Annotated in this window: 27 protein-coding genes and 1 tRNA gene; 14 read left to right on the forward strand and 14 right to left on the reverse strand. The window is 40.9% G+C overall.

Features of this window, described 5'->3' with window-relative positions; genetic code table 11:
• Nucleotides 1–3: 3 nt before the first annotated feature.
• From ACX0HA_RS03205 to idi, 5 genes are all read right to left on the reverse strand, one after another.
• Nucleotides 4–77, reverse strand: a tRNA-Thr gene (locus ACX0HA_RS03205).
• 80 nt (nucleotides 78–157) lie between these two features.
• Nucleotides 158–424: a hypothetical protein gene (locus tag ACX0HA_RS03210; protein ID WP_458843832.1), complete on the reverse strand. Its 267-nt coding sequence runs from the start codon at nucleotides 422–424 to the stop codon at nucleotides 158–160.
• Nucleotides 425–479: 55 nt separating this feature from the next.
• Nucleotides 480–1445, reverse strand: a complete 966-nt coding sequence (locus ACX0HA_RS03215) for a type I phosphomannose isomerase catalytic subunit (RefSeq protein WP_458843833.1) — start codon at nucleotides 1443–1445, stop codon at nucleotides 480–482.
• 23 nt (nucleotides 1446–1468) lie between these two features.
• Nucleotides 1469–1879, reverse strand: a complete 411-nt coding sequence (locus tag ACX0HA_RS03220) for a 6-carboxytetrahydropterin synthase (protein WP_458843834.1) — start codon at nucleotides 1877–1879, stop codon at nucleotides 1469–1471.
• A gap of 69 nt (nucleotides 1880–1948) precedes the next feature.
• Nucleotides 1949–2476 (reverse strand): isopentenyl-diphosphate Delta-isomerase, encoded by a 528-nt coding sequence (idi, locus tag ACX0HA_RS03225; protein WP_458843835.1) that lies wholly within the window; start codon nucleotides 2474–2476, stop codon nucleotides 1949–1951.
• A 162-nt stretch (nucleotides 2477–2638) separates the two neighbouring features.
• On the opposite strand from idi, the gene ACX0HA_RS03230 reads away from it, so the two are divergent.
• The 6 genes from ACX0HA_RS03230 (at nucleotide 2639) to ACX0HA_RS03255 (ending at nucleotide 6754) form a co-directional block, all read left to right on the forward strand.
• A complete protein-coding gene (locus tag ACX0HA_RS03230) occupies nucleotides 2639–3313 on the forward strand; it encodes a hypothetical protein (protein ID WP_458843836.1) in 675 nt (224 codons plus the stop codon).
• A 5-nt stretch (nucleotides 3314–3318) separates the two neighbouring features.
• The gene (locus ACX0HA_RS03235; RefSeq protein ID WP_458843837.1) at nucleotides 3319–4185 is read left to right on the forward strand and encodes an AraC family transcriptional regulator; all 867 of its coding nucleotides are present in this window, start codon (nucleotides 3319–3321) and stop codon (nucleotides 4183–4185) included.
• A gap of 76 nt (nucleotides 4186–4261) precedes the next feature.
• A complete protein-coding gene (locus ACX0HA_RS03240) occupies nucleotides 4262–4981 on the forward strand; it encodes a siderophore-interacting protein (protein WP_458843838.1) in 720 nt (239 codons plus the stop codon).
• 23 nt (nucleotides 4982–5004) lie between these two features.
• Entirely contained in the window at nucleotides 5005–5772 is a 768-nt protein-coding gene (locus ACX0HA_RS03245; RefSeq protein ID WP_458843839.1) for a helix-turn-helix domain-containing protein, read from the forward strand.
• Nucleotides 5773–5844: 72 nt separating this feature from the next.
• Nucleotides 5845–6237: a DUF1398 domain-containing protein gene (locus ACX0HA_RS03250; protein ID WP_458843840.1), complete on the forward strand. Its 393-nt coding sequence runs from the start codon at nucleotides 5845–5847 to the stop codon at nucleotides 6235–6237.
• Between the two features lie 124 nt (nucleotides 6238–6361).
• Nucleotides 6362–6754: a DUF1398 domain-containing protein gene (locus tag ACX0HA_RS03255; protein WP_458843841.1), complete on the forward strand. Its 393-nt coding sequence runs from the start codon at nucleotides 6362–6364 to the stop codon at nucleotides 6752–6754.
• A 41-nt stretch (nucleotides 6755–6795) separates the two neighbouring features.
• On the opposite strand, the gene ACX0HA_RS03260 is transcribed toward ACX0HA_RS03255, so the two are convergent.
• Both ACX0HA_RS03260 and ACX0HA_RS03265 read right to left on the reverse strand, forming a co-directional pair.
• Nucleotides 6796–8109: an ABC1 kinase family protein gene (locus tag ACX0HA_RS03260; protein WP_458843842.1), complete on the reverse strand. Its 1314-nt coding sequence runs from the start codon at nucleotides 8107–8109 to the stop codon at nucleotides 6796–6798.
• Complete coding sequence (locus tag ACX0HA_RS03265; protein ID WP_458843843.1) at nucleotides 8109–8768, reverse strand: TetR family transcriptional regulator C-terminal domain-containing protein; 660 nt, start codon at nucleotides 8766–8768, stop codon at nucleotides 8109–8111. The genes ACX0HA_RS03260 and ACX0HA_RS03265 overlap by 1 nt, the downstream gene beginning before the upstream one ends.
• A gap of 233 nt (nucleotides 8769–9001) precedes the next feature.
• On the opposite strand from ACX0HA_RS03265, the gene parS reads away from it, so the two are divergent.
• Nucleotides 9002–9430, forward strand: coding sequence for a type II RES/Xre toxin-antitoxin system antitoxin (gene parS, locus ACX0HA_RS03270; protein ID WP_458843844.1), 429 nt, complete (start codon nucleotides 9002–9004; stop codon nucleotides 9428–9430).
• A complete protein-coding gene (locus ACX0HA_RS03275; RefSeq protein ID WP_458843845.1) occupies nucleotides 9427–9888 on the forward strand; it encodes an RES family NAD+ phosphorylase in 462 nt (153 codons plus the stop codon). The genes parS and ACX0HA_RS03275 overlap by 4 nt, the downstream gene beginning before the upstream one ends.
• On the opposite strand, the gene ACX0HA_RS03280 is transcribed toward ACX0HA_RS03275, so the two are convergent.
• The 5 genes from ACX0HA_RS03280 to ACX0HA_RS03300 form a co-directional block, all read right to left on the reverse strand.
• Entirely contained in the window at nucleotides 9889–11508 is a 1620-nt protein-coding gene (locus ACX0HA_RS03280; RefSeq protein WP_458843846.1) for a serine hydrolase domain-containing protein, read from the reverse strand.
• A 258-nt stretch (nucleotides 11509–11766) separates the two neighbouring features.
• Complete coding sequence (locus tag ACX0HA_RS03285; RefSeq protein WP_458843847.1) at nucleotides 11767–13332, reverse strand: NAD(P)/FAD-dependent oxidoreductase; 1566 nt, start codon at nucleotides 13330–13332, stop codon at nucleotides 11767–11769.
• Between the two features lie 73 nt (nucleotides 13333–13405).
• A complete protein-coding gene (locus ACX0HA_RS03290) occupies nucleotides 13406–13993 on the reverse strand; it encodes a hypothetical protein (RefSeq protein WP_458843848.1) in 588 nt (195 codons plus the stop codon).
• A gap of 16 nt (nucleotides 13994–14009) precedes the next feature.
• Nucleotides 14010–15065 carry a DUF2891 domain-containing protein gene (locus ACX0HA_RS03295; RefSeq protein ID WP_458843849.1) on the reverse strand — a complete coding sequence of 352 codons (1056 nt, stop codon included), beginning with the start codon at nucleotides 15063–15065 and terminating at the stop codon, nucleotides 14010–14012.
• A 25-nt stretch (nucleotides 15066–15090) separates the two neighbouring features.
• Nucleotides 15091–15546, reverse strand: coding sequence for a hypothetical protein (locus tag ACX0HA_RS03300; RefSeq protein WP_458843850.1), 456 nt, complete (start codon nucleotides 15544–15546; stop codon nucleotides 15091–15093).
• A 171-nt stretch (nucleotides 15547–15717) separates the two neighbouring features.
• Here ACX0HA_RS03300 and ACX0HA_RS03305 point away from each other — a divergent pair, with 171 nt between their 5' ends.
• A complete protein-coding gene (locus tag ACX0HA_RS03305) occupies nucleotides 15718–15954 on the forward strand; it encodes a hypothetical protein (RefSeq protein ID WP_458843851.1) in 237 nt (78 codons plus the stop codon).
• A gap of 124 nt (nucleotides 15955–16078) precedes the next feature.
• On the opposite strand, the gene recQ is transcribed toward ACX0HA_RS03305, so the two are convergent.
• Nucleotides 16079–18274, reverse strand: coding sequence for a DNA helicase RecQ (recQ, locus tag ACX0HA_RS03310; protein WP_458843852.1), 2196 nt, complete (start codon nucleotides 18272–18274; stop codon nucleotides 16079–16081).
• Between the two features lie 88 nt (nucleotides 18275–18362).
• Here recQ and ACX0HA_RS03315 point away from each other — a divergent pair, with 88 nt between their 5' ends.
• From ACX0HA_RS03315 to ACX0HA_RS03335, 5 genes are read left to right on the forward strand one after another with little or no spacing between them, the layout of a single operon-like run.
• Complete coding sequence (locus ACX0HA_RS03315; protein WP_458843853.1) at nucleotides 18363–19328, forward strand: KpsF/GutQ family sugar-phosphate isomerase; 966 nt, start codon at nucleotides 18363–18365, stop codon at nucleotides 19326–19328.
• On the forward strand, nucleotides 19328–20170 hold the full coding sequence (tatC, locus tag ACX0HA_RS03320; protein ID WP_458843854.1) for a twin-arginine translocase subunit TatC: 843 nt from the start codon (nucleotides 19328–19330) through the stop codon (nucleotides 20168–20170). The genes ACX0HA_RS03315 and tatC overlap by 1 nt, the downstream gene beginning before the upstream one ends.
• Nucleotides 20163–20525 carry a carboxymuconolactone decarboxylase family protein gene (locus tag ACX0HA_RS03325; RefSeq protein ID WP_458843855.1) on the forward strand — a complete coding sequence of 121 codons (363 nt, stop codon included), beginning with the start codon at nucleotides 20163–20165 and terminating at the stop codon, nucleotides 20523–20525. Before tatC ends, ACX0HA_RS03325 begins: the two co-directional genes overlap by 8 nt.
• 14 nt (nucleotides 20526–20539) lie before the next feature.
• Nucleotides 20540–21325, forward strand: coding sequence for an LPS export ABC transporter ATP-binding protein (lptB, locus tag ACX0HA_RS03330; protein ID WP_458843856.1), 786 nt, complete (start codon nucleotides 20540–20542; stop codon nucleotides 21323–21325).
• Between the two features lie 48 nt (nucleotides 21326–21373).
• Entirely contained in the window at nucleotides 21374–21823 is a 450-nt protein-coding gene (locus ACX0HA_RS03335) for a GNAT family N-acetyltransferase (protein ID WP_458843857.1), read from the forward strand.
• A gap of 123 nt (nucleotides 21824–21946) precedes the next feature.
• On the opposite strand, the gene ACX0HA_RS03340 is transcribed toward ACX0HA_RS03335, so the two are convergent.
• Nucleotides 21947–22606 carry a DUF4145 domain-containing protein gene (locus tag ACX0HA_RS03340; protein WP_458843858.1) on the reverse strand — a complete coding sequence of 220 codons (660 nt, stop codon included), beginning with the start codon at nucleotides 22604–22606 and terminating at the stop codon, nucleotides 21947–21949.
• Nucleotides 22607–22630: the final 24 nt, after the last annotated feature.

Consider the following 22630-nt stretch of genomic DNA (forward strand, 5'->3'; position numbering starts at 1 on the left):
TTGAGCCGATAGAGGGACTCGAACCCACGACCTGCTGATTACAAATCAGCTGCTCTAGCCAGCTGAGCTACACCGGCGTCTCAATACGGGTGCAAATATATAGTGCGGTTTTGAATTTTGCAACTATTTATCGCCCCATTTTACTGATTTTTTCTGCTTACAGCGCGTTGATTTTCTCAACTAATTGTGTAGCAGATTCTTCAAGCTGTTTGTTGATAGCCCTGAAGTGTTCTTTTTTATTTTCAACGTTTTTCTGATTTACTTTAACAATAAGGTTGTCAAAAAGGACAATAGCCTCATCTATAAGCGCTTCTGTTTTTTCAGTTGGTTTTCCGCCTGTAGCTATTTCCCAAACGTAAACCGCTTCGATAATGTCTCCTAATACGAAATTGATGTCTTTCTTTAAGTTTTTTACGCTTGCCATCTCTATTTTATTTTTAATTTGTTTGCAAAGTTACGGTTATTCTCCGACTCTTTTGTTAAGAAATGCCTATTTCTAATAACGTAGCCTCTCCCGAAAGGATGTAAATCTTTAATGAAGCCGGTATGAGTACCGTGTCACCTTTTTTGAAATTGTGCTTTTCGCCATTGGCTTCCACGGCAAATTCGCCTTCGGTACAAATGTAAACCGTAAAGCTGCTGCCCTCTTTGCTTACACCTGTACTGCCGTTAAGCGGCAGGTAGCTCGTAGTAAAATACGGGCAGTCCACCATTACATTAGGCTGGTTTTGTAATGTGGTATAATGTTTTTGGGTCTCGGTAGTGTTATAGTTCATCGCATCGAGTGCAAGCTCAACATGCAGTTCGCGTGAATTACCCTGTGCATCTACCCTGTCCCAGTCGTATATCCTGTATGTGATGTCAGATGTCTGCTGTATCTCGGCAATCACTATCCCTGCTCCTATCGCATGAATGGTTCCTGTTTCAAGAAAGAAAACATCGCCTTTTTTTACCGGTACTTCATTCAGTATCTCAATAAGGCTTTTGTTTTCCAGATGCTCCAAATATTCCTCAGGGCTCGATTTATGCTTAAAACCTACAATGATGCGCGCACCCTCATCAGCCTGCATAACATACCACATTTCGGTCTTGCCGAAAGAATTATGGCGTTTTTTAGCCAGTTCATCATTAGGGTGCACCTGAATAGAAAGATCGTCTCTTGCATCAAGAAATTTAAACAATAACGGAAATTCATTTCCAAACTTCTCGTAGACTTTATAGCCCAACACCTCGGCAGGGAATTTCTCAAGCAGCCCTGCGAGGTCCTGCCCTTTGTAGTCACCATTGGCAACTACGCTCACATTGCCTTTTACATCACTAAGCTCCCAGCTTTCACCTGTAGCTTCGGTAGGCAGGTTGGTCTTGCCAAGGTCGGTTCTTAATTTGGTTCCGCCCCATATCCTGTCCTGCAGGATGGGCTCAAAGACCATTGGATACAATTTCATTATATATGTTTTTTGGATTGGACTTAGTTTCCCCTGTACGTAACAAAATTGCGTGGCGTCTCGTAAAGCACCACTTCAATATCCATTGCGCTATCTATGCGCCTTCTTACCCTGTTCCAGATCACAACGGCAATATTCTCAGCCGTAGGATTCAGGTCGGCAAAGTCAGGCACATCAAGGTTAAGGTTCTTATGGTCAAAAGGCATTTCTACCTCATCAACAATAATATCCTTCAGTATTTTTATATCAATAACATAACCCGTCTGCGGGTCTATCTCTCCGGTAACGCTCACTATAAGCTCATAGTTATGCCCGTGGAAATTAGCGTTATTGCATTTGCCGAAAACAGCATTGTTCTGCTCCTCGCTCCAGTCTTTGCGGTACAGGCGGTGGGCAGCATTAAAATGGGCACTTCTGCTTACGGTTACTCTCATCTTTTGGTTGTTGGTTTCTGGTTGATGGTTGCCGGATTATCTGACAACTGACAACCGTCAACTATTAAACTATAGTTTATGGTCTTCTAAAAAATGGTAAAATTCATCAAAAATGATCCTGAACCATACAGTATACAGTTCGGGCTGCTGCTGCATGTCTTCTTTAACAGCGTCAATGCTCATCCACTTCCAGCTTTCGGCCTCATCCCTGTTGATGTTTGGCTCTTCATTATAGTAGCCTATCATCACATGGTCCAATTCGTGTTCGGTCAGGCCGTTATCAAAAGGTGCTTTGTATATGAAAGAGAAAAGCTCTTTCAGATCGGTCTCAAATCCCATTTCCTCCCTTAGCCTGCGTATTCCTGCTTCGATATTAGACTCGCCTTCGCGCTGGTGGCTGCAGGTGGTGTTTGTCCACAATAGTGGTGAATGGTATTTTTGGGCTGCACGCTGCTGCAGCATGACCTCATTGTCTGAATTCAGTATAAAAACCGAGAAAGCACGATGTAGTAAGGCTTTTTCGTGAGCCTCCATTTTTGGCATAAGGCCTATCTGCTCATCCTTCTCGTTTACCAGTATTACTTTTTCTTCTGTCATAACATCCTAATAGCTTCCAAAAATAAGAAAAACTTTGCGGATTACAGGCCGTTTAACTTTTTGATAGTAGTAGTTGACAATATTATACAGCATGCTTTGATATGAAGACATAAACTTAGGCTATTTTAGTTATTTACTTATTTTTACATCAAATAACCAACCATGAAACAAACCATTAAAGCTGTACTTTTTATTGCCTTTTTTATCCTGGCCGGATGCAACAAATATGAAGACAGGCCTGTTGCAGTAAAAGAAATTGAAGGATTTGACTACGGCCGCGTAAGAAACAATACCTACACCAATACTTTTTTTAATGTTAAGATGGACGTGCCAAAAGGCTGGCAGGTACAGGATGAAAAACAGAAAGAAGAGCTTATGCAGCAAGGCCGCGATGCTGCACTTACCGATGATACCAAAAAAAATGCAGCCATAAAAGCTTCTGAAATTACCACGGCCAACCTTTTTACTGCTTTTGCCCACGAACCCAATACAGTTCCCTTTAATCATAACCTGATAATGATTGCCGAAAATGTAGGCCAATATTCTTTTGCCGTAACTCCTGAGGTATATCTCAATAAGTTAAACAAAGGACTTAGCAGCGGCACTATGAATATTGTTCAGATAGATAATTCTTTTCGCAAGAAAACACTGAACGGAATGGATTTTTACCAAATGAATCTTGTTACCTACCTGGAAGATATGCGCATAAGTCAAACCTACCTCATTACTATCGAAAAAGGTTTTGCTTTTGGTTTTATCTATACCTATGCAGACGATGCACAGAAAAGTGAGATCGAAAAAGCAATAAACTCATTAAGGCCGTATAAAGAGTCTTAGCCAATATGAAAACCCTCAAAAACATACCCATAAACAAACAGGATGCCCGTGCGGTTGGCGGTATCGACCTGGACTATGTTTCGTTTGAGGATGCAAAAAAAGAAATAGGCCCCGAGCACTATATGGAAGAACACATGGACGACCATTATATCTTTCTTATAGTCCTCGAGGGCACAGCTACCTTTCACTGCGACATGGAAGACTTTCATCTCTCGTCAAAGGGGCTGATGGTTGTAAAACCTTATCAGGTGCACGCCCCAAAAGATGCAAGCAATGATGTCAGGGGCTTTTTTATGACAGTAGAATCTTTTCTTGCCCCCACTCATTTGCGTGAAATGCTCGAAAACCTCTCGGCACAGCAACAGTATATAAAATTTGAAGAGAACGAAGGAGCCGATCTCGAAGGAACCGCTGCCCTTCTCTACAGCACCTTTACATCGGATAATCCCTATAAAGCAATTATCCTCAATGGCCTGCTTACTGCTTTTCTTAGTCAGGCATCCGCTTTGTATTACAAAAAAGGACACATAAAGCCACAAGCCAAAACACAGGCGACCATCATAACTGCCAAATTCAAAAATTTGCTGGAGCAGCATTCCTTTTTACACTTGCCATCGTTCTATGCCAAAAAACTGAACATCACTACTTCTCACCTCAATCACTGTGTCAATACCGTTACCGGGCTATCGGTAACGCACTGGCTGCAGGACGCCATGATTACCGAAGCCAAGAAACAGATATATTATACTGATGCCGACATTAAGGAAATAGCCTATACGCTCGGTTATGACGACCACACCTATTTCTCGAGGCTATTCAAAAAAATAACGGGTCTCACTCCACTCTTATTTCGAAAAAAATTCCGCGAATAGTCCAATAATTTACATTATTTGTAAAATCAGAATTTAAAGCTCCTTACGGTACTTTGCACAAGCAAATCACCATAATATGAGCTTTATACAAACTATCATCAACAAGACTTTCCGCAGTGCGGAGCTTATCCATAAAGAACAGATAACACCCACGACCTATCATATCAGGATAAAGATCAGTGGCGACATCTTAAAGAACTATATCCCCGGCCAGCAACTCAGGGTCCTGGTAGGACTTGACAACATCACCTCGCTGACTAATCTTGTGCGCACCTACTCTATTTGGTATTATGACGACCTGACCAATGAGGCCGATCTTGCCATCTGTACCTTTTCTAACGGGCAGGGCGCCAAATGGGTACAAAGCCTGGACTGCGGAGACACCATATATTTCCGCGGGCCTGAAGGCAAATTCACCCTGAATCCGGATGCCCACAATCATTTATTCCTGGGAGATATCTCATCTCTTGCCCACCTGTATGAGCTTAACCGCCATACCGGCTATAACAAAACAGCAGCAGGAATAGTATATTCTTCCAGCAGGGACCATCACTTTGAAGACATCTATCCTAAACGTAATTTTGGTTTCCTGGAATCGTGCGCCAATACGCTTGAAGATCTTATTTCAGAAATATCGTGGAGTGGCATCCGTAAAGAAAGTACGGCTGTATATATAGCCGGAGAAACTTCCATATGCGTGGGACTGAACAATTACTTTAAAAAAGAACTGAATTTCTCCCCTAAACAAATAAAGACCAAACCCTTTTGGCACCCAGACAAAAAGGGACTTGAATAGTCCCTTTTTATGTACCTTTGGGTATGCGGTTTGACAGATACATACCCAGCGTTAGCCTTCAGCCTTATATAAGGCACTTTGTTATTTCTGAAAATAGCGAGGCCAAAGAATATAAGGTGCTGCCGGGAACCTCGGCGGTTATAGGGTTTCAGTACCGCGGGTCGCTGCAAAAGATAAAGGGATCGGGAGAAGGAAACCTTTCCATTTCCGGAATAACCGGACTGCTGGATTCATATCAGATATTTAAAAATTCTGCAAACATAGGTACAGTACTGGTTTTCTTTACGGAGACCGGCGCTTCCCACTTTTTTAAGATTCCGATAAACGAGATCTTCTCCGAAAGCCTTTCCCTCGATACTTTCATACCAAAATCAGTCATTGAAACAGTAGAAGAGCAATTAGCAGAAGTCGAAACGGACAATCAGAGAATAAAGATCGTTGAAGCATTCCTCCTTTCGCAATTGCAGCACAGAGAGTCTGACCTGTTAGTATCGCAGGCACTTAACCTCATCATCAATTCTAACGGTACGCTGCGCATTAATGAGCTGGCGCAAAGACTTTACATAAGCCAAAGTCCGTTGGAAAAGCGATTCCGCAAAACTGTTGGCGCTACGCCTAAAAAATTCTCATCTATCATCCGTATCAATTCGGTCATAAATAACAGCAGCAACAACAGCTTTACCGAGCTTGGCTATGCAGCAGGCTACTTTGACCAGTCTCACTTTATAAAAGACTTCAAAACCTTTACCGGCGAAACTCCCGAACAGTTCTTTTCGGCAGATACCAGATAAACGATTTTTTACAATTACAGGATTGCTGCCTTTTGAATATTTGCAGTGTATTAATTCTTAATTTATTAAATCATGTTTACCATCGATCAGATTAAAAATGCGCACAGCAAAGTAAAAAGCGGCGCCGATTTTCCTCAGTACATCCAGGATATTAAAGCACTGGGCGTTACCGACTACAGCACTTTCGTAACAGACGGACACAGCATATTTTGCGGTGATAACGATCATATGGCACAATCTCCTGTCAAGTATGAAACTCTTGAAATAGCAGAGACCTCTTCAGTTTCACAACTTGGCAAAGCCCTGAAGGTACATCAGGCCGGAGGAACAGATTATATGACCTTTTGCAGGCAGGCTGCCAGCGCAGGAGTAGAAAAATGGGTAACCGATATTACACGCATGACCTGTACGTATTATGACATTGCCGGCAATGCACTCATTGTTGAAGATATTCCGCAGGCTTAAGCAAAAGCACCTGATCATTCAGGTGCTTTTTTTTTGTAAAAAACTACATTACAACATTTTATACCATCTCTAAAAACACCTAACCTTAAAATTTTGTACCTTTAGTATCCTAAAATTGACGAGTATGTTTACTATTGACCAAATCAAGGAAGCACACTCAAAAGTAAAGAGTGGCGCCGATTTTCCGCAATATGTACAAGACCTCATAAAGCTTGGGGTAATACATTATACAACCTATGTAAAAGACGGGCATACCGTTTACTGGGGCAGTGATAATTTCAGGGTGCAATCGCCTGCAAAATATGATCTTAAACAGATTGCCGATAAAAGTGACAAGAACCAGTTCATCCATCAGCTCAATGCGCATCAGGCCGGTGAAACCGACTATGCTACTTTTTGCACCCACTGTGCCGAAAACGGTGTTGAAAAGTGGGTAGTCGACATGGTTGAGATGACCTGTATCTACTATGATAAGACAGAACACAATTTGTTGGAAGAAGAAATTCCGGTTCCTTAACTAAAAATCTCCTGCCGAAACAGGAGACTTTAATAAGAGGATTATATTTTAGATATATATCCGTTATAGGAACTTACATCTATATCTGCCTTTAGATCAAAGAGTAAGCTATACAAGCCAAAAAATGTTCTGTTTACATAGATAAAATGTTTAGAACCACGATTCCCATTCATTTTTCTCAATGTCTTATCATTGGCAAATTTTTCGCTTAGCCCTGCAATAGCATCACTAAACTTCGTGTCTGAAAAATCAAAGCGATCCTGCTGGAATGGCTCGGTAAACACCGTAAGCAAATCATGAAATAGTGTAGAAAAGAACGCAATCTCTTTTGGTGAATCGTTAGCTTTCAATATTTCCAGTTCATATAGTTTATCGTTAAAGAAGGCTGCATTATTCAGGTTTTCTTTTTTAGCCAGGTCAAAATACGGCACATAGAAATCGTCAGGTATCTTTTTCATACAGCCAAAGTCGATAGCCATCAGGTTAGCTTCAGTATCTACAAGAAAGTTTCCCGGATGCGGATCGGCATGAAAATTTTTAAGTTCGTGTATCTGATACATATAAAAATCCCATAGCGCCTGTCCTACCTTATTGCGTTTATCCTGTGAGGTCTCTGTTTTACAGAATTCAGAAAGATGTATACCTTCCATCCAGTCCATTGTAATGATCTTTTCAGAAGAGAACTCAGGATAGTATTTTGGAAACTTCAGGTTGTCAATATGGGCGCAGGCAATACGGATGGTTTCGCTCTGTTTAAGTTCCAGTATGTAATCAGTCTCTTCCATCAGCTTATCTTCAACTTCCTGAAAATATTCATCAGAAGCACCCTGAAGATTAAACATCCTTATAGCAATGGGTTTTACTAATGCTATATCAGTACCTATACTCTCCCTTACTCCCGGATATTGTATTTTTACGGCAAGGTTTTTCCCGTCTTTTTTAGCGCGGTGCACCTGCCCTATACTTGCGGCATTAATAGAATCTGCGCTAAATTCGTCAAAGAGCATATGTGGTTCCTTACCAAAATAGCTTTTAAATGTCTTAATGACCAATGGCGCAGAAAGCGGCGGCACCGAGAACTGGCTCAGCGAAAACTTCTCTACATACGATTGAGGCAGCAGGTTTTTTTCCATACTCAGCATTTGTGCCACTTTAAGCGCACTGCCTTTCAGTTCTTTTAGCCCGTCATAAATATCAGATGCATTGTCTTTATGCAAAGTATCTTTTGTCAAATCAGGATTTACCATCTTCTGACTGTAATACTTCAGATAATTACCCCCTACCTTCACACCTGTTGTAACCAGTTTGGTTACCCTCTCAACCTTATTTGTGGGAATAGAATCCAGTCTTTTCATTATGCAGTAAATTTTTCTTTCCAAACAAATTTACCAAGGTCTAAAAGGCTTTTTAACGGACTGTTATAAACCAGGTCTGTTGATGCCTTAACCGATTTTTCGATGTACACATCTGTCTTCTCAAAGCCCGGCGAGGTATCTTCCATCCAGAATTTGAAGATAGAAAGAAACTGGAGCCACGCGCCTTCACGCAGCGCTTGCCCCTGTATCTTATTGGCATGTTCATTTTCTATCTGCACCGGTTTTTCCAATACAGTTTCGGCAAAATGAATGAATTCATTACGTAGTGCTTTCAGCTTTTTAAGGTTTTCTAATTTGTTTTTGCCTTCTTCCATAGTATAAATCACAAAACTCCTGTTGGCCGTAGCCATCTCGAAGAACGTAAAATAGAGCGCTGAAAGTTTTTCTACCCCTCCATATTCTGAATAAGCAGTCGATTGACCTAATGCCTGAAGCGTACAGTTGAACATTTCTACAAAATAGAAATTTTCGAGTGATTCAAAAGAAGTAAAGTGTTTATAGAACTCCGCTTCTTCAAAACCATTTTCTTTAGAAAATTTATATACTGATGCCGGTTTTTGCCCATTCATCAGGCAATAATCTGAGTATTTATCTATAATATCAGATTTAGAAAGCTGTATTATTTTTTTTGTTGCCATGGCAATAAATTTAATCCTGACAAATTTGACCTGTTTCAGAAACCTGCAGGACGGTTAATAATTTTAGATACAGGTAAATGTAAACAAAATCCATGCTAAACTATCACAAAGTTTCATTTTTTTCTGAAATAAAAAAAACTTTATGATTTGCGACAATTTTGAAAATTAACACGACAAATGTCGTAAGTTTTAAAATGTTTTGTAACTTTGTCATTATCAAAAACTGAAGCCCCATGGAAGCGATTGACCTTTTCAGTAAAAACATCAGTTACAATGCCATAGACGATCAAAACATCATGTCTTTGATATCTCTGGTAAGGCAGGGAATACAATTTCCCGTGTTTGTAAACTTTATGGAGAAAAGCCCGTTTGACCTTGCTGAATGGTCAGGGTTCCTTCACGTGTCAGAACGCACCATGCAACGCTACAAAAAAGAAGAGCGCACCTTTGATGCCCTTCAGTCAGAAAAAATACTTGAGATAGCCCTTTTGTATAAAAAAGGAATAGAGGTTTTTGGCCACACCACAAACTTCAACACCTGGCTAAATACCCTAAACCTTGCCCTTGGTAAAATAAAACCAAAAGAGCTTTTTGACAGTTCTTTCGGGATAGGCCTCTTAAAAGATGAGCTTACAAGGATAGAGCACGGCATACTGGCATGATAGTTTTCCGATTAAGCAAAGCGGCCTATGCCAATGACCTTAGCGGACGCGGTGCCGAGAAAGCCGGCGGTCGGTGGAACAGCAAAGGCACGGCTATGGTATACACCAGCGAGTCGCGAGCCTTATGCACTACTGAGATTGCTGTACATACTCCATTAGGAATATTACCTTTGGACTATGTTATCATTGCCATAGAAATTCCGAATACCGTACAGATAACCGAATTGAAACCAGCCAATCTTCCTGAAGACTGGAAGTCGCTTCCGCATGCCCATTCCACACAGGAAATAGGAGATGCTTTTGTAACCAATGAAAAGACTGTGGTGTTGAAAGTACCTTCGGCAGTAGTACAGGGCGAGTTCAATTACCTAATCAACCCTTCTCACAAAGATTTTAAAAAGATAAAAGTAAAGTTGGTCGAACCTTTTGATTTTGACGAGAGGCTTTTCATCCGATAACTATATCTTCTCAAATTCAAGACCCTTAACCCTTGGATGGTCAAGGGTAAAAGCTGTTACTGTTCCTTCAGCATTACGGTGGTAAGTCACTTTACCCTGTTCAATTGTAACCGTGTCTTTTTCGATCACGCCAATAGTCGCTGCTTCTTTTCCGTTTATCGAATAAAAGAATTTTCCGCCTTTAGCATAAAAATCATATTCAGCATTTATAGATTTACAAAGAAAACGTCCTGCATAAGCACTGTTATCTGGCCCTTTATAACTATTGGTACGTTTCAGTTCAAGCGTCTCTCCATCCTGGGTCAGTTTCATTAGCTGTGCTTTACCGTCTATGATATTTTCAAAGGCAAAATCGGCTCCTGCCTCGGCAAAAGTAAACGAAGCCTCACCTGTAACCTGAGCATCATAACTTTCCCCGTCCCATAATTGCGTTACATTGATCGTAGTATTGCTTACCGATATCTCAAAAAACATCCCCATCGCTTCATATATCCCTGCATACTTTTCAAGAACTTCTTTAGACAACTGCACAGCTGACTGTAGAGGCTTAGCCGATGCAGGCCAAGCAAACTTAAACCCAAAAAGCTGGCTTGCGATAGCGCCCTGCATATTCATTACATTAAAGTCACCCATGTTAGTAAAGACAATGATATCCAGCTTTTCCTCAGGAAAATAACTCATAACCGAATGATATCCACTAAGATCTCCACCATGGTATATCCACTTTTTACCTTTGTAAGGATTAAAGAACAAAGCATTTGAGTAGAAGGCATTTCCACCTATTGCGTGCTTTTGCCCGTTAAGCATAGCGTCCCAAAAGGCAGTACCCAATTTCTTTTTGGTGTCCATCTCATCAAGCCATTTCAGCATATCGTTGGACGTAGAAAACATTCCGCTACCACCAAACACACCGGTATCCTTATCACTTTCGGCATACGCATTACCCTCAATGGCATAGCCTATAGCCCCATTATTTAGCTTTGTTACATCGCGATGATAACGTGTATCTTTCATCTTTAAAGGTTTAAAGATGTTTTTATCGGCAAAATTACCGATAGGCATACCCGATAACTGCTCAACGATCTGAACCAGGCACCAATAGTTGGAGTTACTATAGCTCCACTCAGTTTTGGGCTCAAAATTTAAAGGAGTCGCCTTCAGCATTTTCCTTATATCCTCATTAGACACTGCATCTAACTCCTTACCTGCTATCCAGAAAGCAGTTCGATAATCAACCAGTCCGGCAGTGTGGTTCAGCAGGTCCTGGATAGTGATCTTTTGGGCATAATCCGGGAACTCAGGAAAGTATTTTGACAGCTTATCGTCGAGCTTAAGCTTGCCCTTCTGTTCAAGCATAATGATACACGAAGCTGTAAACTGCTTGGTATCAGAAGCCAAATTAAACAGTGTCTTATCGTTTATCGCTTCACCTTTTTCTATATTGGCATAACCGCCGCTCTTTTGGTAAATTACCTTACCCTCTTTTCGAACTAACACCGTAGCCCCCGGCGATCCGGGTTTATTGAAGGATGCCAGCACCGAATCGGCAACGCTGAAATTATATTGTGAGTGAGCAGTAAAAGAAAGTGCAAAAAAGAAAAAGGCGAATAATTTTTTCATTAGATTGGTCTGTAGGAATTTTATTATTTGCGAAAATAGCCGACACCATCCGAAATGAAAAATTTAAATTCTTAAATTTTCGATTGGGCAGAAAATAAATTTTTCAGAAGTAAAAAAACAGATTAAAAACAGCAAAATTCTAAAAAACCAAAAGTGCAATATTAATTTACAAACTTTTGATTTTCAATATTTTGTCTTTTTTAATTTTACGCACCAAAATGGCGTTTTTGGCACTTTTGGATGACGTAAAGTGCAATATTAGGCAAGGCTTTCTGCGCACTTAATGGCACATTTTTCGCCATCGATCGCAGCAGAAATGATACCTCCGGCATAACCTGCACCTTCCCCACAAGGATATAACCCTTTGATTTGCAGATGCTCAAGTGAGAAATTATCGCGTGGTATACGTACCGGCGAAGATGTCCTCGACTCCGGAGCATGTAAAATTGCTTCGTTGGTAAGGTAACCGCGCATTGTTTTGCCAAAATCGACAAATCCCTGACGCAAAACCTGCGTAATGAACCCCGGGAATACCTGTCCCAGCTCAACCGAAGTAGTACCCGGAACATAAGAGGTTTTTGGTATATCAGCCGATACTTTAGATTGTGTAAAATCAATCATACGCTGGGCAGGAACACGCTGTGTTTCACCTGCTAATCGCCAGGCTTTCTGCTCAATAGCCTTTTGGAATTCCATTCCGGCAAGGGCACCGTGTTTAGCAAAAGGAGCAAAATCTTCAAGTTTAAGTTCTACTACAATACCTGAGTTGGCTGTCTCCTGGTCACGTTTTGAAGGCGACCAGCCATTGGTCACAACCTCTCCCGGACTGGTAGCACATGGCGCTATCACCCCACCGGGACACATACAGAAGGAGTACATTCCGCGCCCATTTACTTGTTTTACAATAGAATACGGTGAAGGAGGAAGGTATTCTCCCCTGCCGGTATTGTAATCGCAGCTGTATTGTATGCTGTCTATAAGAGCCTGAGGATGCTCGGCACGAACGCCAAGGGCAAACGGTTTGGCTTCTATAAATATCTTTTTACGGTCTAAAAGCTCAAAGATATCACGGGCAGAGTGGCCCGTAGCCAGTATAATTTTAGAAGCGTTTATAACATCATCATTCTGTGTTACAACGCCTTGTACTTCATTATTTTTAACAAGAATATCAACGACACGGGTATCAAACAGCACCTTTCCACCAAACTCAATGATCTTCTCGCGTATTGACTTGATGATCTTCGGAAGCTTGTTCGTACCTATATGCGGATGGGCTTCTACCATTATATCTTCGTTGGCGCCAAAGCCTACAAACAATTCAAGGATACGGTCTACATCGCCTCGCTTTTTAGAACGGGTATAAAGCTTACCATCAGAATACGTTCCTGCTCCACCTTCGCCATAGCAGTAGTTAGAGTCCTCACCTACGATATGGTCAACGTTAATTGCTTTCAGGTCACGGCGGCGTTCCTGCACGTCTTTACCTCGTTCAAGCACAATGGGTTTTAAGCCAAGCTCAATAAGCTGCAATGCTGCAAACAGACCTGCCGGGCCTGCACCAATGATAATCACCTCCTGTTTATTGGAGACATCTTTATAATCAGGTAGCTGGATCTTGGTTTCGGTGTAGTCTTCATTCCAGTACACGGCCACTTTAAGGTTGATCTTAATGCTCTTCTGGCGGGCATCGATAGAACGCTTAATAATGGCCACATGCCTAATCTCCTCAGGCTTAACCTGCATGAGTTTAGCGATATGGTCAATAAGTAATGACTGTTGTGCGGCTACTTCCGGAGCCACCTGTATCTGAAGTTCTCTTGGCATGGTGCAAAAATAGTAATTATTTTTCAGTCATTGCGAGGACATCAATCAATACAAAAAAGAGAAATTTTAATTTTTAAAAGAGAAAACTATTAAAATTTATTGCTTTTACAATATCATAAATATATGACTTAGGGATAGTATATGTACTATCAAACGAAATTGGCTTAATTACTAAAATAATGTCGTTTTCAACACCCATCATTTCCGAATCTCGCTTAGCAATAATACCTCTGCAATAATTGGCTTTGATAACTAAGTACGAAATTTTCACTTTTTCATTGTATAAAGACGACCTAACATCAAGTTTCATAAGTTCATGCATTTTTGGCAAATTGCTTTTGAGTATATGATCGTACTCATTAAGATATTTCGTCTCATGTTCAAATGAATCATCTTTAAACAGAGATGATAAATTTATGGAATCCCTTTTTATGCAAGATATTATATTAGCATCAGTAAAACCATCAAAAAAAACACGCACTGATTTCAAATCATTACTAAGTTTTCCATCTTTCATTTCTAAAGCAAAATATCCAAAAGTTTCTCTATCAATTTGCAAATTCCTTTCAATATCAACTCTTAATAACAGTAACTCACCTGTGTTTTCCTGAGCTAAACCAAGAAATCCGAACAGTAATATTATAACCTTTATTAATTTCATAGTATCTTTAATTTTGCTACTCCTTCATCTCAAAAGCATACAAAGCAAACGACGCCAACCAGTGTTCGCCTTCATAATTACCATCGGTAATTGATGGAAGTGAATATCTAAAGTGAGTATCGGCCAAAAGTTTTAAGTGACCCAGCTCTTTAGGATATTGTTTTACAAGAATATATAAATTCCAGGCACGACTGAAATTCAATCCATCAAGATGTACGAGGTGCCCATCGGTACGGTCGGACACTTCTCCCGGCTTCCAGGTAAATTTCTTGTTGAATAGTTCAGGTGCAAATTCTTTCAGCCATTTCAGGAAATCTTTGGCAGGCATAACACGCTGCATGATACCGATCTCTTCCATACAGGGTGACAGAAAATCCGTTCCGCTTGGTTCCCATGCAAATGGGCAGTCGATATCATTCTTAAACAGGCGTAATGCATTAGTACGGATACTTTGCTGTAATGGCAGATTCTTAGCCTGAACTGCATAATCCCAGGCAAGGTTAAGTCCGAAAGCCGTACTGGTATGCGTACCGACACGGATAGGATAATTCAGTTTTGGCAAAAACTCGATATACCGCTCTGCGAGAATAGTAGTCAAAGGCTGTAGATTCGCTGACAATTCTTTAGCGAAAGGTTCATTATAGGTGTCCAGCTCCTGCTGCAGTTTCAGCAGCCACGCCCAACCATACATACGTTCGTATGATTTCTCGTGTTTCTTGTTCAGATAAGCTACTTCCCGTGCTATGTTCTCCTTAGATAGGTTTACTTTTAGTTTGGCAATAATATCTTCCCTACCTTCCAAGTTGGGGAATTTCTTTAGCAGATATACCAAACTCCAATGCCCGTGAACCGATGAATGCCAGTCAAAACAGCCATAAAATGCAGGGTGCAGCTGTTTAGGTGATTGTATCTCTGAAGCATCAACTAATAGCTGGCTTAGCTTGTTTGGGTATTCCTGCTGAAGGCATTTTACAGGGAGTTTGGCAAGAGCATTCGCCTGTTGCAGGTTAAGCTCCTGTGCCGATGTTATCGCTATTGAAAATAATAAGGCGGTTAGGTAGAGGTGTTTCATAAAAGCATATTTATTTTGAATCACATTAATTTCCTTCATATAGTATTTCCCCTTTGTGAGTAAAATCTATGTGAAATCCCCAATCTCTTGTTGTATATCTATGAGTTCGCATAAACTTTCCTTCACTGTTATTTTGTAAAAACTCTCCAACTGGTTCAGTATTTGCAAATATCATATCTAATTCAAAAGTCAAAGGGTATAACTTACCAGAAATTGAAATATATCGATTTGTGTGTTTAGCCCAATTATCATTTTCCTCATAATGTTCTAAATAAATCCTGTATTTAAAATCTTCAATTTTTTCCAAAAAAAAACAAACATTAGATGTATCGCCCATATCAATTAATGCCAAGCGTTGGGTAACCTGATAAGGTAATACATAAACGATGCCGTTTAAATCAATCTTATTATCTACAACTTTCCTTTTACTGGAGCAACCAGTAAAAATTAATATAATGACTATCAAATTTAAGTATCTCATAAATTAACATATTACTAATGTTAGTTCACTGCAATGTTTCAAAACCTTGTAGGCATAGAAAGGCTAAATATAAATACTTTATAATAATTAAACCTACAAGGTTTCAAAAACCTTGCAGGTTGGCGAAACTTTGTAACTTTGCCCCTCTGCCACTTTGCAGCTTTCAAAAAAATGAGAAAAATAAAACTGATATGGGATTTTCGCGGTGAGGCCGGAGCCAAAACTGCCGAACACCACGAGATTCACCTTAAAGAGTATATCGCAATAGAAAAACTGCCGCTAAACATCACAGGATTTGACATACTGTCTGATATGCATGCTATTGCCTGGATGGTCGTGACCGATGAGTATATGATTCCGGTAAGAGATGCACTGAAACCGCACAGAGGCGAGCTATACGAGCAATAGTTTTCAGTCGCAGTCTCAGTTTTCATCGAAAACAAAAAAATCCTGAAACAGTTCAGGATTTTTTTTATCTTTTTCTTCGTGTGTTATTGTGTGTGTTACAGCAACTGCGACTGAACACTGAATACTAGTTGGCTACTTCACTGATAAACTTGATTCGCATCAATCGTAGCTCTTCGGTATCATAGTCGCCATCAAATTCTTTAAGGGCATCTTTGATACTATCCGATTCTGAGTCCATGTAGTAGTCATGAATCTCTTCCTGCTGGTCTTCATCCAGTATGTCATCAACCCAGTATTTAATATTCAGCTTGGTACCTGAATATACGATCTGTTCCATTTCTTTCAGCAGCGTATCCATATCAAGTCCTTTAGACTTGGCAATATCATTCAGCGAAAGTTTTCTGTCAATGTTCTGAATGATATATAATTTCAATGCCGAGTTGGCTCCTGTAGATTTCACTACCAGGTCATCCGGCCTCATAATATCATTATCCTCAACATAACGTGCTATCAGCTCTACGAAGTCCTTGCCATATTTCTTAGCCTTACCTTCGCCTACACCATGCACATTGCCCAGCTCATCAAGATCGATAGGGTATTTAAGCGCCATATCTTCAAGCGATGGATCCTGGAATACCACAAACGGAGGCACTCCCAGTTTCTTCGCCACTTTTTTACGAAGGTCACGCAGCATAACCATCAGCGCTTCATCTGTAGTGCCCGATGATTTAGATGCTGTTACCGTAGCTTCTTCCTCGCTTTCGTTATAATCATGGTCTTCGCTCATCATAAATGACTTCGGACTCTTGATAAAACTTTCTCCTGCTTCGGTCAGCTTTAATATGCCATAGGTCTCAATATCTTTAGAAAGATAACCTTCTACCAATACCTGGCGGATAAGTGCCATCCAGTATTTTTCGTCAAAGACAGCACCTGAACCAAAGAACTTCTGCCCATCGGTCTTATGCGCTTTGATCACTGCATTGATTTTACCTATCAGGGTAAAGATTATCTCTTTTGACTTATAAAGCTGATTGGTCTCTTTTACCACTTTCAGCAGGGTAACCACCTGGTCTTTGGCTTCCGCCTTTTTCTTCGGATTACGAACGTTATCGTCCATATCGGCACCCTCGCCTGTTTCGTCGTCAAATTCTTCACCAAAATAATGCAGCAGGAATTTTCGGCGTGACATCGATGTTTCGGCGTATGCCACCACTTCCTGAAGCAGTGCAAAGCCAATCTCCTGCTCGGCTACCGGTTTGCCCGACATGAATTTCTCGAGCTTCTCGATATCCTTGTACGAGTAGTAAGCCAAACAGTGGCCTTCGCCCCCATCACGGCCTGCACGGCCCGTTTCCTGATAATAGCTCTCCAGTGATTTTGGTATATCGTGGTGGATAACGAAACGTACATCCGGCTTATCGATACCCATCCCGAAGGCTATGGTTGCCACCACCACATCAACATCTTCCATAAGGAACATGTCCTGGTGTTTGGCGCGTGTTTTGGCATCAAGCCCTGCATGGTATGGCACGGCACTGATACCGTTTACCTGCAATACCTGCGCGATCTCTTCCACTTTTTTACGGCTCAGGCAATAGATCACGCCCGATTTGCCTTTATGCTGGCGAATGAAACGGATAATATCCGACTCCACGTTTTTAGTTTTTGTACGTATTTCGTAGTACAGGTTCGGCCTGTTAAACGATGCCTTGAACGTATTGGCATCGACCATATCAAGATTCTTCAGTATATCTTCCTGGACTTTTGGCGTTGCCGTGGCGGTAAGGCCAATGATAGGCACATCGCCCAGTTGCTTGATGATACTCCTTAAATTTCGGTATTCCGGTCGGAAATCATGCCCCCATTCCGAAATACAGTGTGCCTCATCGATAGCTACAAATGAAATTGGGACGCTTTGCAAAAAGTTTACATACTCTTCTTTTGTCAGCGACTCAGGTGCGACATACAACAGCTTGGTAAGCCCTGAAGTAATATCTTTTTTAACCTGGCTGATCTCCGTTTTTGTAAGCGATGAATTCAGTACGTGTGCAATACCCGCTTCAGAAGAAAGGCTCCGGATAGCATCCACCTGGTTTTTCATAAGCGCAATGAGGGGCGAAACCACAATAGCGGTTCCTTCGAGTGCCAGGGCAGGCAATTGGTAACATAATGATTTACCGCCTCCTGTAGGCATAATAACAAATGTGTTGTGGCCTGAGATTATACTCTTTACGACATCTTCCTGTAAGCCCTTGAATTTGTTAAAACCAAAATATTTTTTTAACTCTTTGTGTAAGTCAATTTCGGTCGATTTCATTATTTATTAATAGTAATTTACATAAATTTGCAGAACATAAAGATACAAAAATCTTTAATACGCACAACTTTTTAAACATTTCACAAGTTTGACAAATAGAGACGCAATACTGGCTTCTGCCAGGAAAACCATACTTTCTGAAAGTGAGAGCATTGCTAACCTGGTAAACTATCTTGACGACGATTTTGCCAAGGCAGCAGAAATAATCTACAGCAGCAAAGGCCGACTGGTAGTTACCGGAATAGGCAAAAGCGCCATTATAGCCCAAAAAATTGTTGCAACCCTTAATTCTACGGGCACCCCTTCGCTTTTCCTGCATGCCGCTGAAGCCATTCATGGCGACCTTGGCATGGTGCAGCCCGGCGATGTGGTTATCTGTATTTCTAAAAGCGGCAACAGTCCTGAGATCAAAGTATTGGCTCCATTATTAAAACGTTTTGGCAATATTCTTATTGCCATGACCGCCAATAAATCTTCTTTCTTAGGAAAAGAATCCGATTATGTACTTAATGCGTATGTAGAATCGGAAGCCTGCCCCAACAATCTGGCACCTACCAACAGCACCACCGCACAGCTTGCACTGGGTGATGCGCTTGCAGTATGCCTTATGGAAATGCGCGATTTTAAAAGCGAGGATTTTGCAAAATACCATCCTGGCGGCGCATTGGGCAAAAAACTGTTGCTTCGTGTGGGCGATATGCTCGACGGAACGCACAAACCACAGGTTAGCCCTGACAGCAGCATCAAGAAAGCCATCATGGAGATCTCTGAAAAGAGGCTTGGCGTAACAGCTGTTATTGAAGATGAAAAAATAGTGGGAATAATAACCGATGGTGACATCAGGCGAATGCTGAACGACAGGGACAATATTGCCGGTGTAACCGCTGCCGATATCATGACCCGCAGCCCTAAAACGATAAAAAGCACCGACATGGCTGCAGATGCCTTTAACACCATGGAAAACTACGCTATCACCCAGTTGGTAGTGGCAGACAATGGTGAGTACAAAGGCATACTACACCTGCACGATATCTTAAAAGAAGGAATAGTATAATGGCAAAAAATAAAGATCAGGTAGGCGAAATGTCGTTCCTGCAACACCTGGAAGAACTGCGCTGGCTATTAGTAAGAAGCTCGGCAGCAATAATTATCGGCGGATGCATCGCCTTTGCTTTCAGCAGTTTCATTTTTGACGAGATCATCTTTGCCCCGGTTAAAGGCGATTTCATAACCTATCGCGTTTTTTGCCAGTTAGCCAACGAATACGACCTCGACAAAAGCTTCTGTATCCAGAAACTTCCGTTCGAGATCCAAAGCCGTTCAATGGATGGGCAGTTCACAACCGATATATGGACATCCATCACTGCCGGTTTTATACTGGCTTTCCCATACATCCTATGGCAATTCTGGAGATTCATAGGTCCTGCTTTATACGATAAAGAAAAGAAATATGCCGTGGTATTCATTATCACGACATCCCTGCTGTTCTTCATGGGGGTATTTTTCGGGCATTACCTTATCACACCGCTTTCGTTAAACTTTTTGGCAAATTACCGAATAAGTGAAGTGGTTAAAAATGATATTGACCTTGACTCTTACCTGAGCCTTGTAAAAACTACTGCCATATCTTGTGGCCTGGTTTTTGAGCTGCCTATCATAATGTATTTCCTTGCGAAAATTGGACTGGTTTCAGCTTCTTTTCTTCGTAAATACAGGAAATACGCATTAGTTATCATACTTATCATAGCTGCAATTGTTACCCCTCCCGATGTGGTGAGCCAGACAATTGTTACCATACCGCTTGTTATACTCTATGAAGTAAGTATCTTTATTGCAGCGAGAATGGAAAAAAAGAAGGCTAAACTAGAACTTGAAAAAGAAGAAACCAATGGCTAACATAGTAGAAGAATTTAACGACTACCGCCAAAAAATGAACGATAAGCTTCTGGCGGACAATAATAAAGTTATCAAACGAATCTTTAATGTAGACACTAATGCTTATATGCCGGGTGCGCTTGATGTTAAGACCAAAGAGCTTCTTGGCCTTGTGGCTTCGGTAGTGCTTCGTTGTGACGACTGCGTAAAATACCATTTAGAGACCTGCCACAAGGAAGGCCTTACTAAAGAACAGGTTATGGAAGCACTTAGCATAGGTACTGTTGTAGGAGGAACGATTGTTATTCCTCACCTGCGCAGGGCTTATGAATTCTGGGAAGCACTGGAAGAAAACGCAGGCAATACTACTGTTTAATACAGCACAGACACATGAAATTAAGAGCAGAGAACTTAATAAAGACCTATAAAGGCCGAAGCGTTGTAAAAGGCATTTCGGTGGAAGTGAACCAGGGTGAGATCGTAGGGCTTTTAGGCCCTAACGGTGCAGGAAAAACCACATCATTTTACATGATCGTTGGACTTGTAAAGCCTAACAGCGGCAAGATATTCCTTGATAAGACCGAGATAACCGATTTCCCGATGTACAAGCGTGCGCAGCATGGTATTGGCTACCTTGCACAGGAAGCATCAGTTTTCAGGAAACTGAGCATCGAAGACAACATCCTGAGCGTATTACAGCTTACCAATCTTTCTAAAAAAGAACAGGAAGCGAAAATGGAATCGCTTATCGATGAATTTTCACTACAGCATATACGTACCAACCGTGGTGACCTTTTATCGGGTGGTGAGCGCCGCCGTACAGAGATTGCACGTGCACTGGCAACCGACCCGAAATTTATCTTGTTGGATGAGCCTTTCGCAGGGGTTGACCCTGTTGCGGTTGAGGACATTCAGCGCATTGTAGCACAGCTAAAAGATAAAAACATCGGTATCCTTATTACCGACCACAATGTACAGGAAACCCTTGCCATTACCGAAAAGAGTTACCTGATGTTCGAAGGAGGCATCCTTAAAGCCGGTGTACCTGAAGACCTGGTACAGGACGAAATGGTGCGTAAGGTTTACCTTGGGCAAAACTTTGAGCTTCGCCGAAAAAAACTGGATTTTCACAAGGAGCCAAAAGCTTCGGAAATTCCGGATGAGGAAAAATTTTAAGACAACATACAGCGCGGGTTTATCCCGCGCTTTTTTATTTACATAACCATGATACGATTAGTACGAACCGACTCTTCCAATCCTGATTTTAAAAATCTCGTAAAACATCTTGATGCCTATCTCGCCGACCGCGATGGCGACGACCATGCTTTTTATGACCAGTACAATAAAACGGACACCATTAAACACGTTATAGTCGCTTATGAAAATGAAACTGCGGTGGGTTGTGGAGCTTTCAAAAAATATGAACCGGGTACAGCTGAGATAAAAAGAATGTTCGTTCCCGAAGAGAAAAGAGGAATGGGCATTGCCTCAAAAGTACTCACAGAGCTTGAAAAATGGGCTAAAGAAGAAGGTTTCAACAAAACTGTACTGGAAACCGTAGAAGACTCAGGAGCGGTAATGCTTTATAAGAAAAGCGGTTACAGCATCATTCCCAACTACGGGCAATATGCCGGAATGGAAAAAAGCTGCTGTATGGAGAAAATGATAAAATAATGTAAAAATACCCATTAATGGGTATTTTTTGATAATGACTAACTCGCTACTTTTGGCTTACAAACCATTCGCAACCAATCTAATTTATTACACGAGCATCCCTTCAACCAGGATGCTTTTTTTTTATTTATGCCTTGGGGGAACTTTACCTTTAATACTATTCACAGATCTATCTACAATTTCAGATTGAAGTAAATTTTCTACGATATCTAAAATTTCAAAAAGAGTCTCTTTGTCAGTCTTGTAACCCCTATGGGCTGACGCATTTCCAGCTTCAATCAATGCCTCTAAGACATTAGCCTTTCCAGACGTTATTACACCCTGACCGACTAATCTATTTAGTTTTTGCTTAAAAGATCCAACATCACCAACCTTTCCAACAATAAATATATCTAACAAAGTTCGGATACCTGTTACTGCTAGAATATGAAGCCCTTCATTTACGCAGACGTATATCTCATGAACAATTTCTAAATATTTTACAGGTAATTTCCTCACCCAATATGGTATTTCCCTAATAGGCTTCCGAGGAAAATAAAACACTACATCTCCACTTTTATCGGGTGATTGTCTTGATATATGTTTAAAATTTATTTTCTCACATCCTAAGCATTTAGAAACTAACCATAACCCTCCAACTAACATCCACATTGACTGACTTTCGTCACCCTCATCATTTCTTTGAAGTATTTCCTGAGGATTCAATTCAAACTCATCTAAAAGTTTTTCCTGATTAGTTTCATTATTGCAATGATAACAATGTGTTTTTACTTTGTCTGACATATATCAATCATTAAGTATATTGAA

The sequence above is a fragment of the Flavobacterium hauense genome (assembly GCF_054457175.1).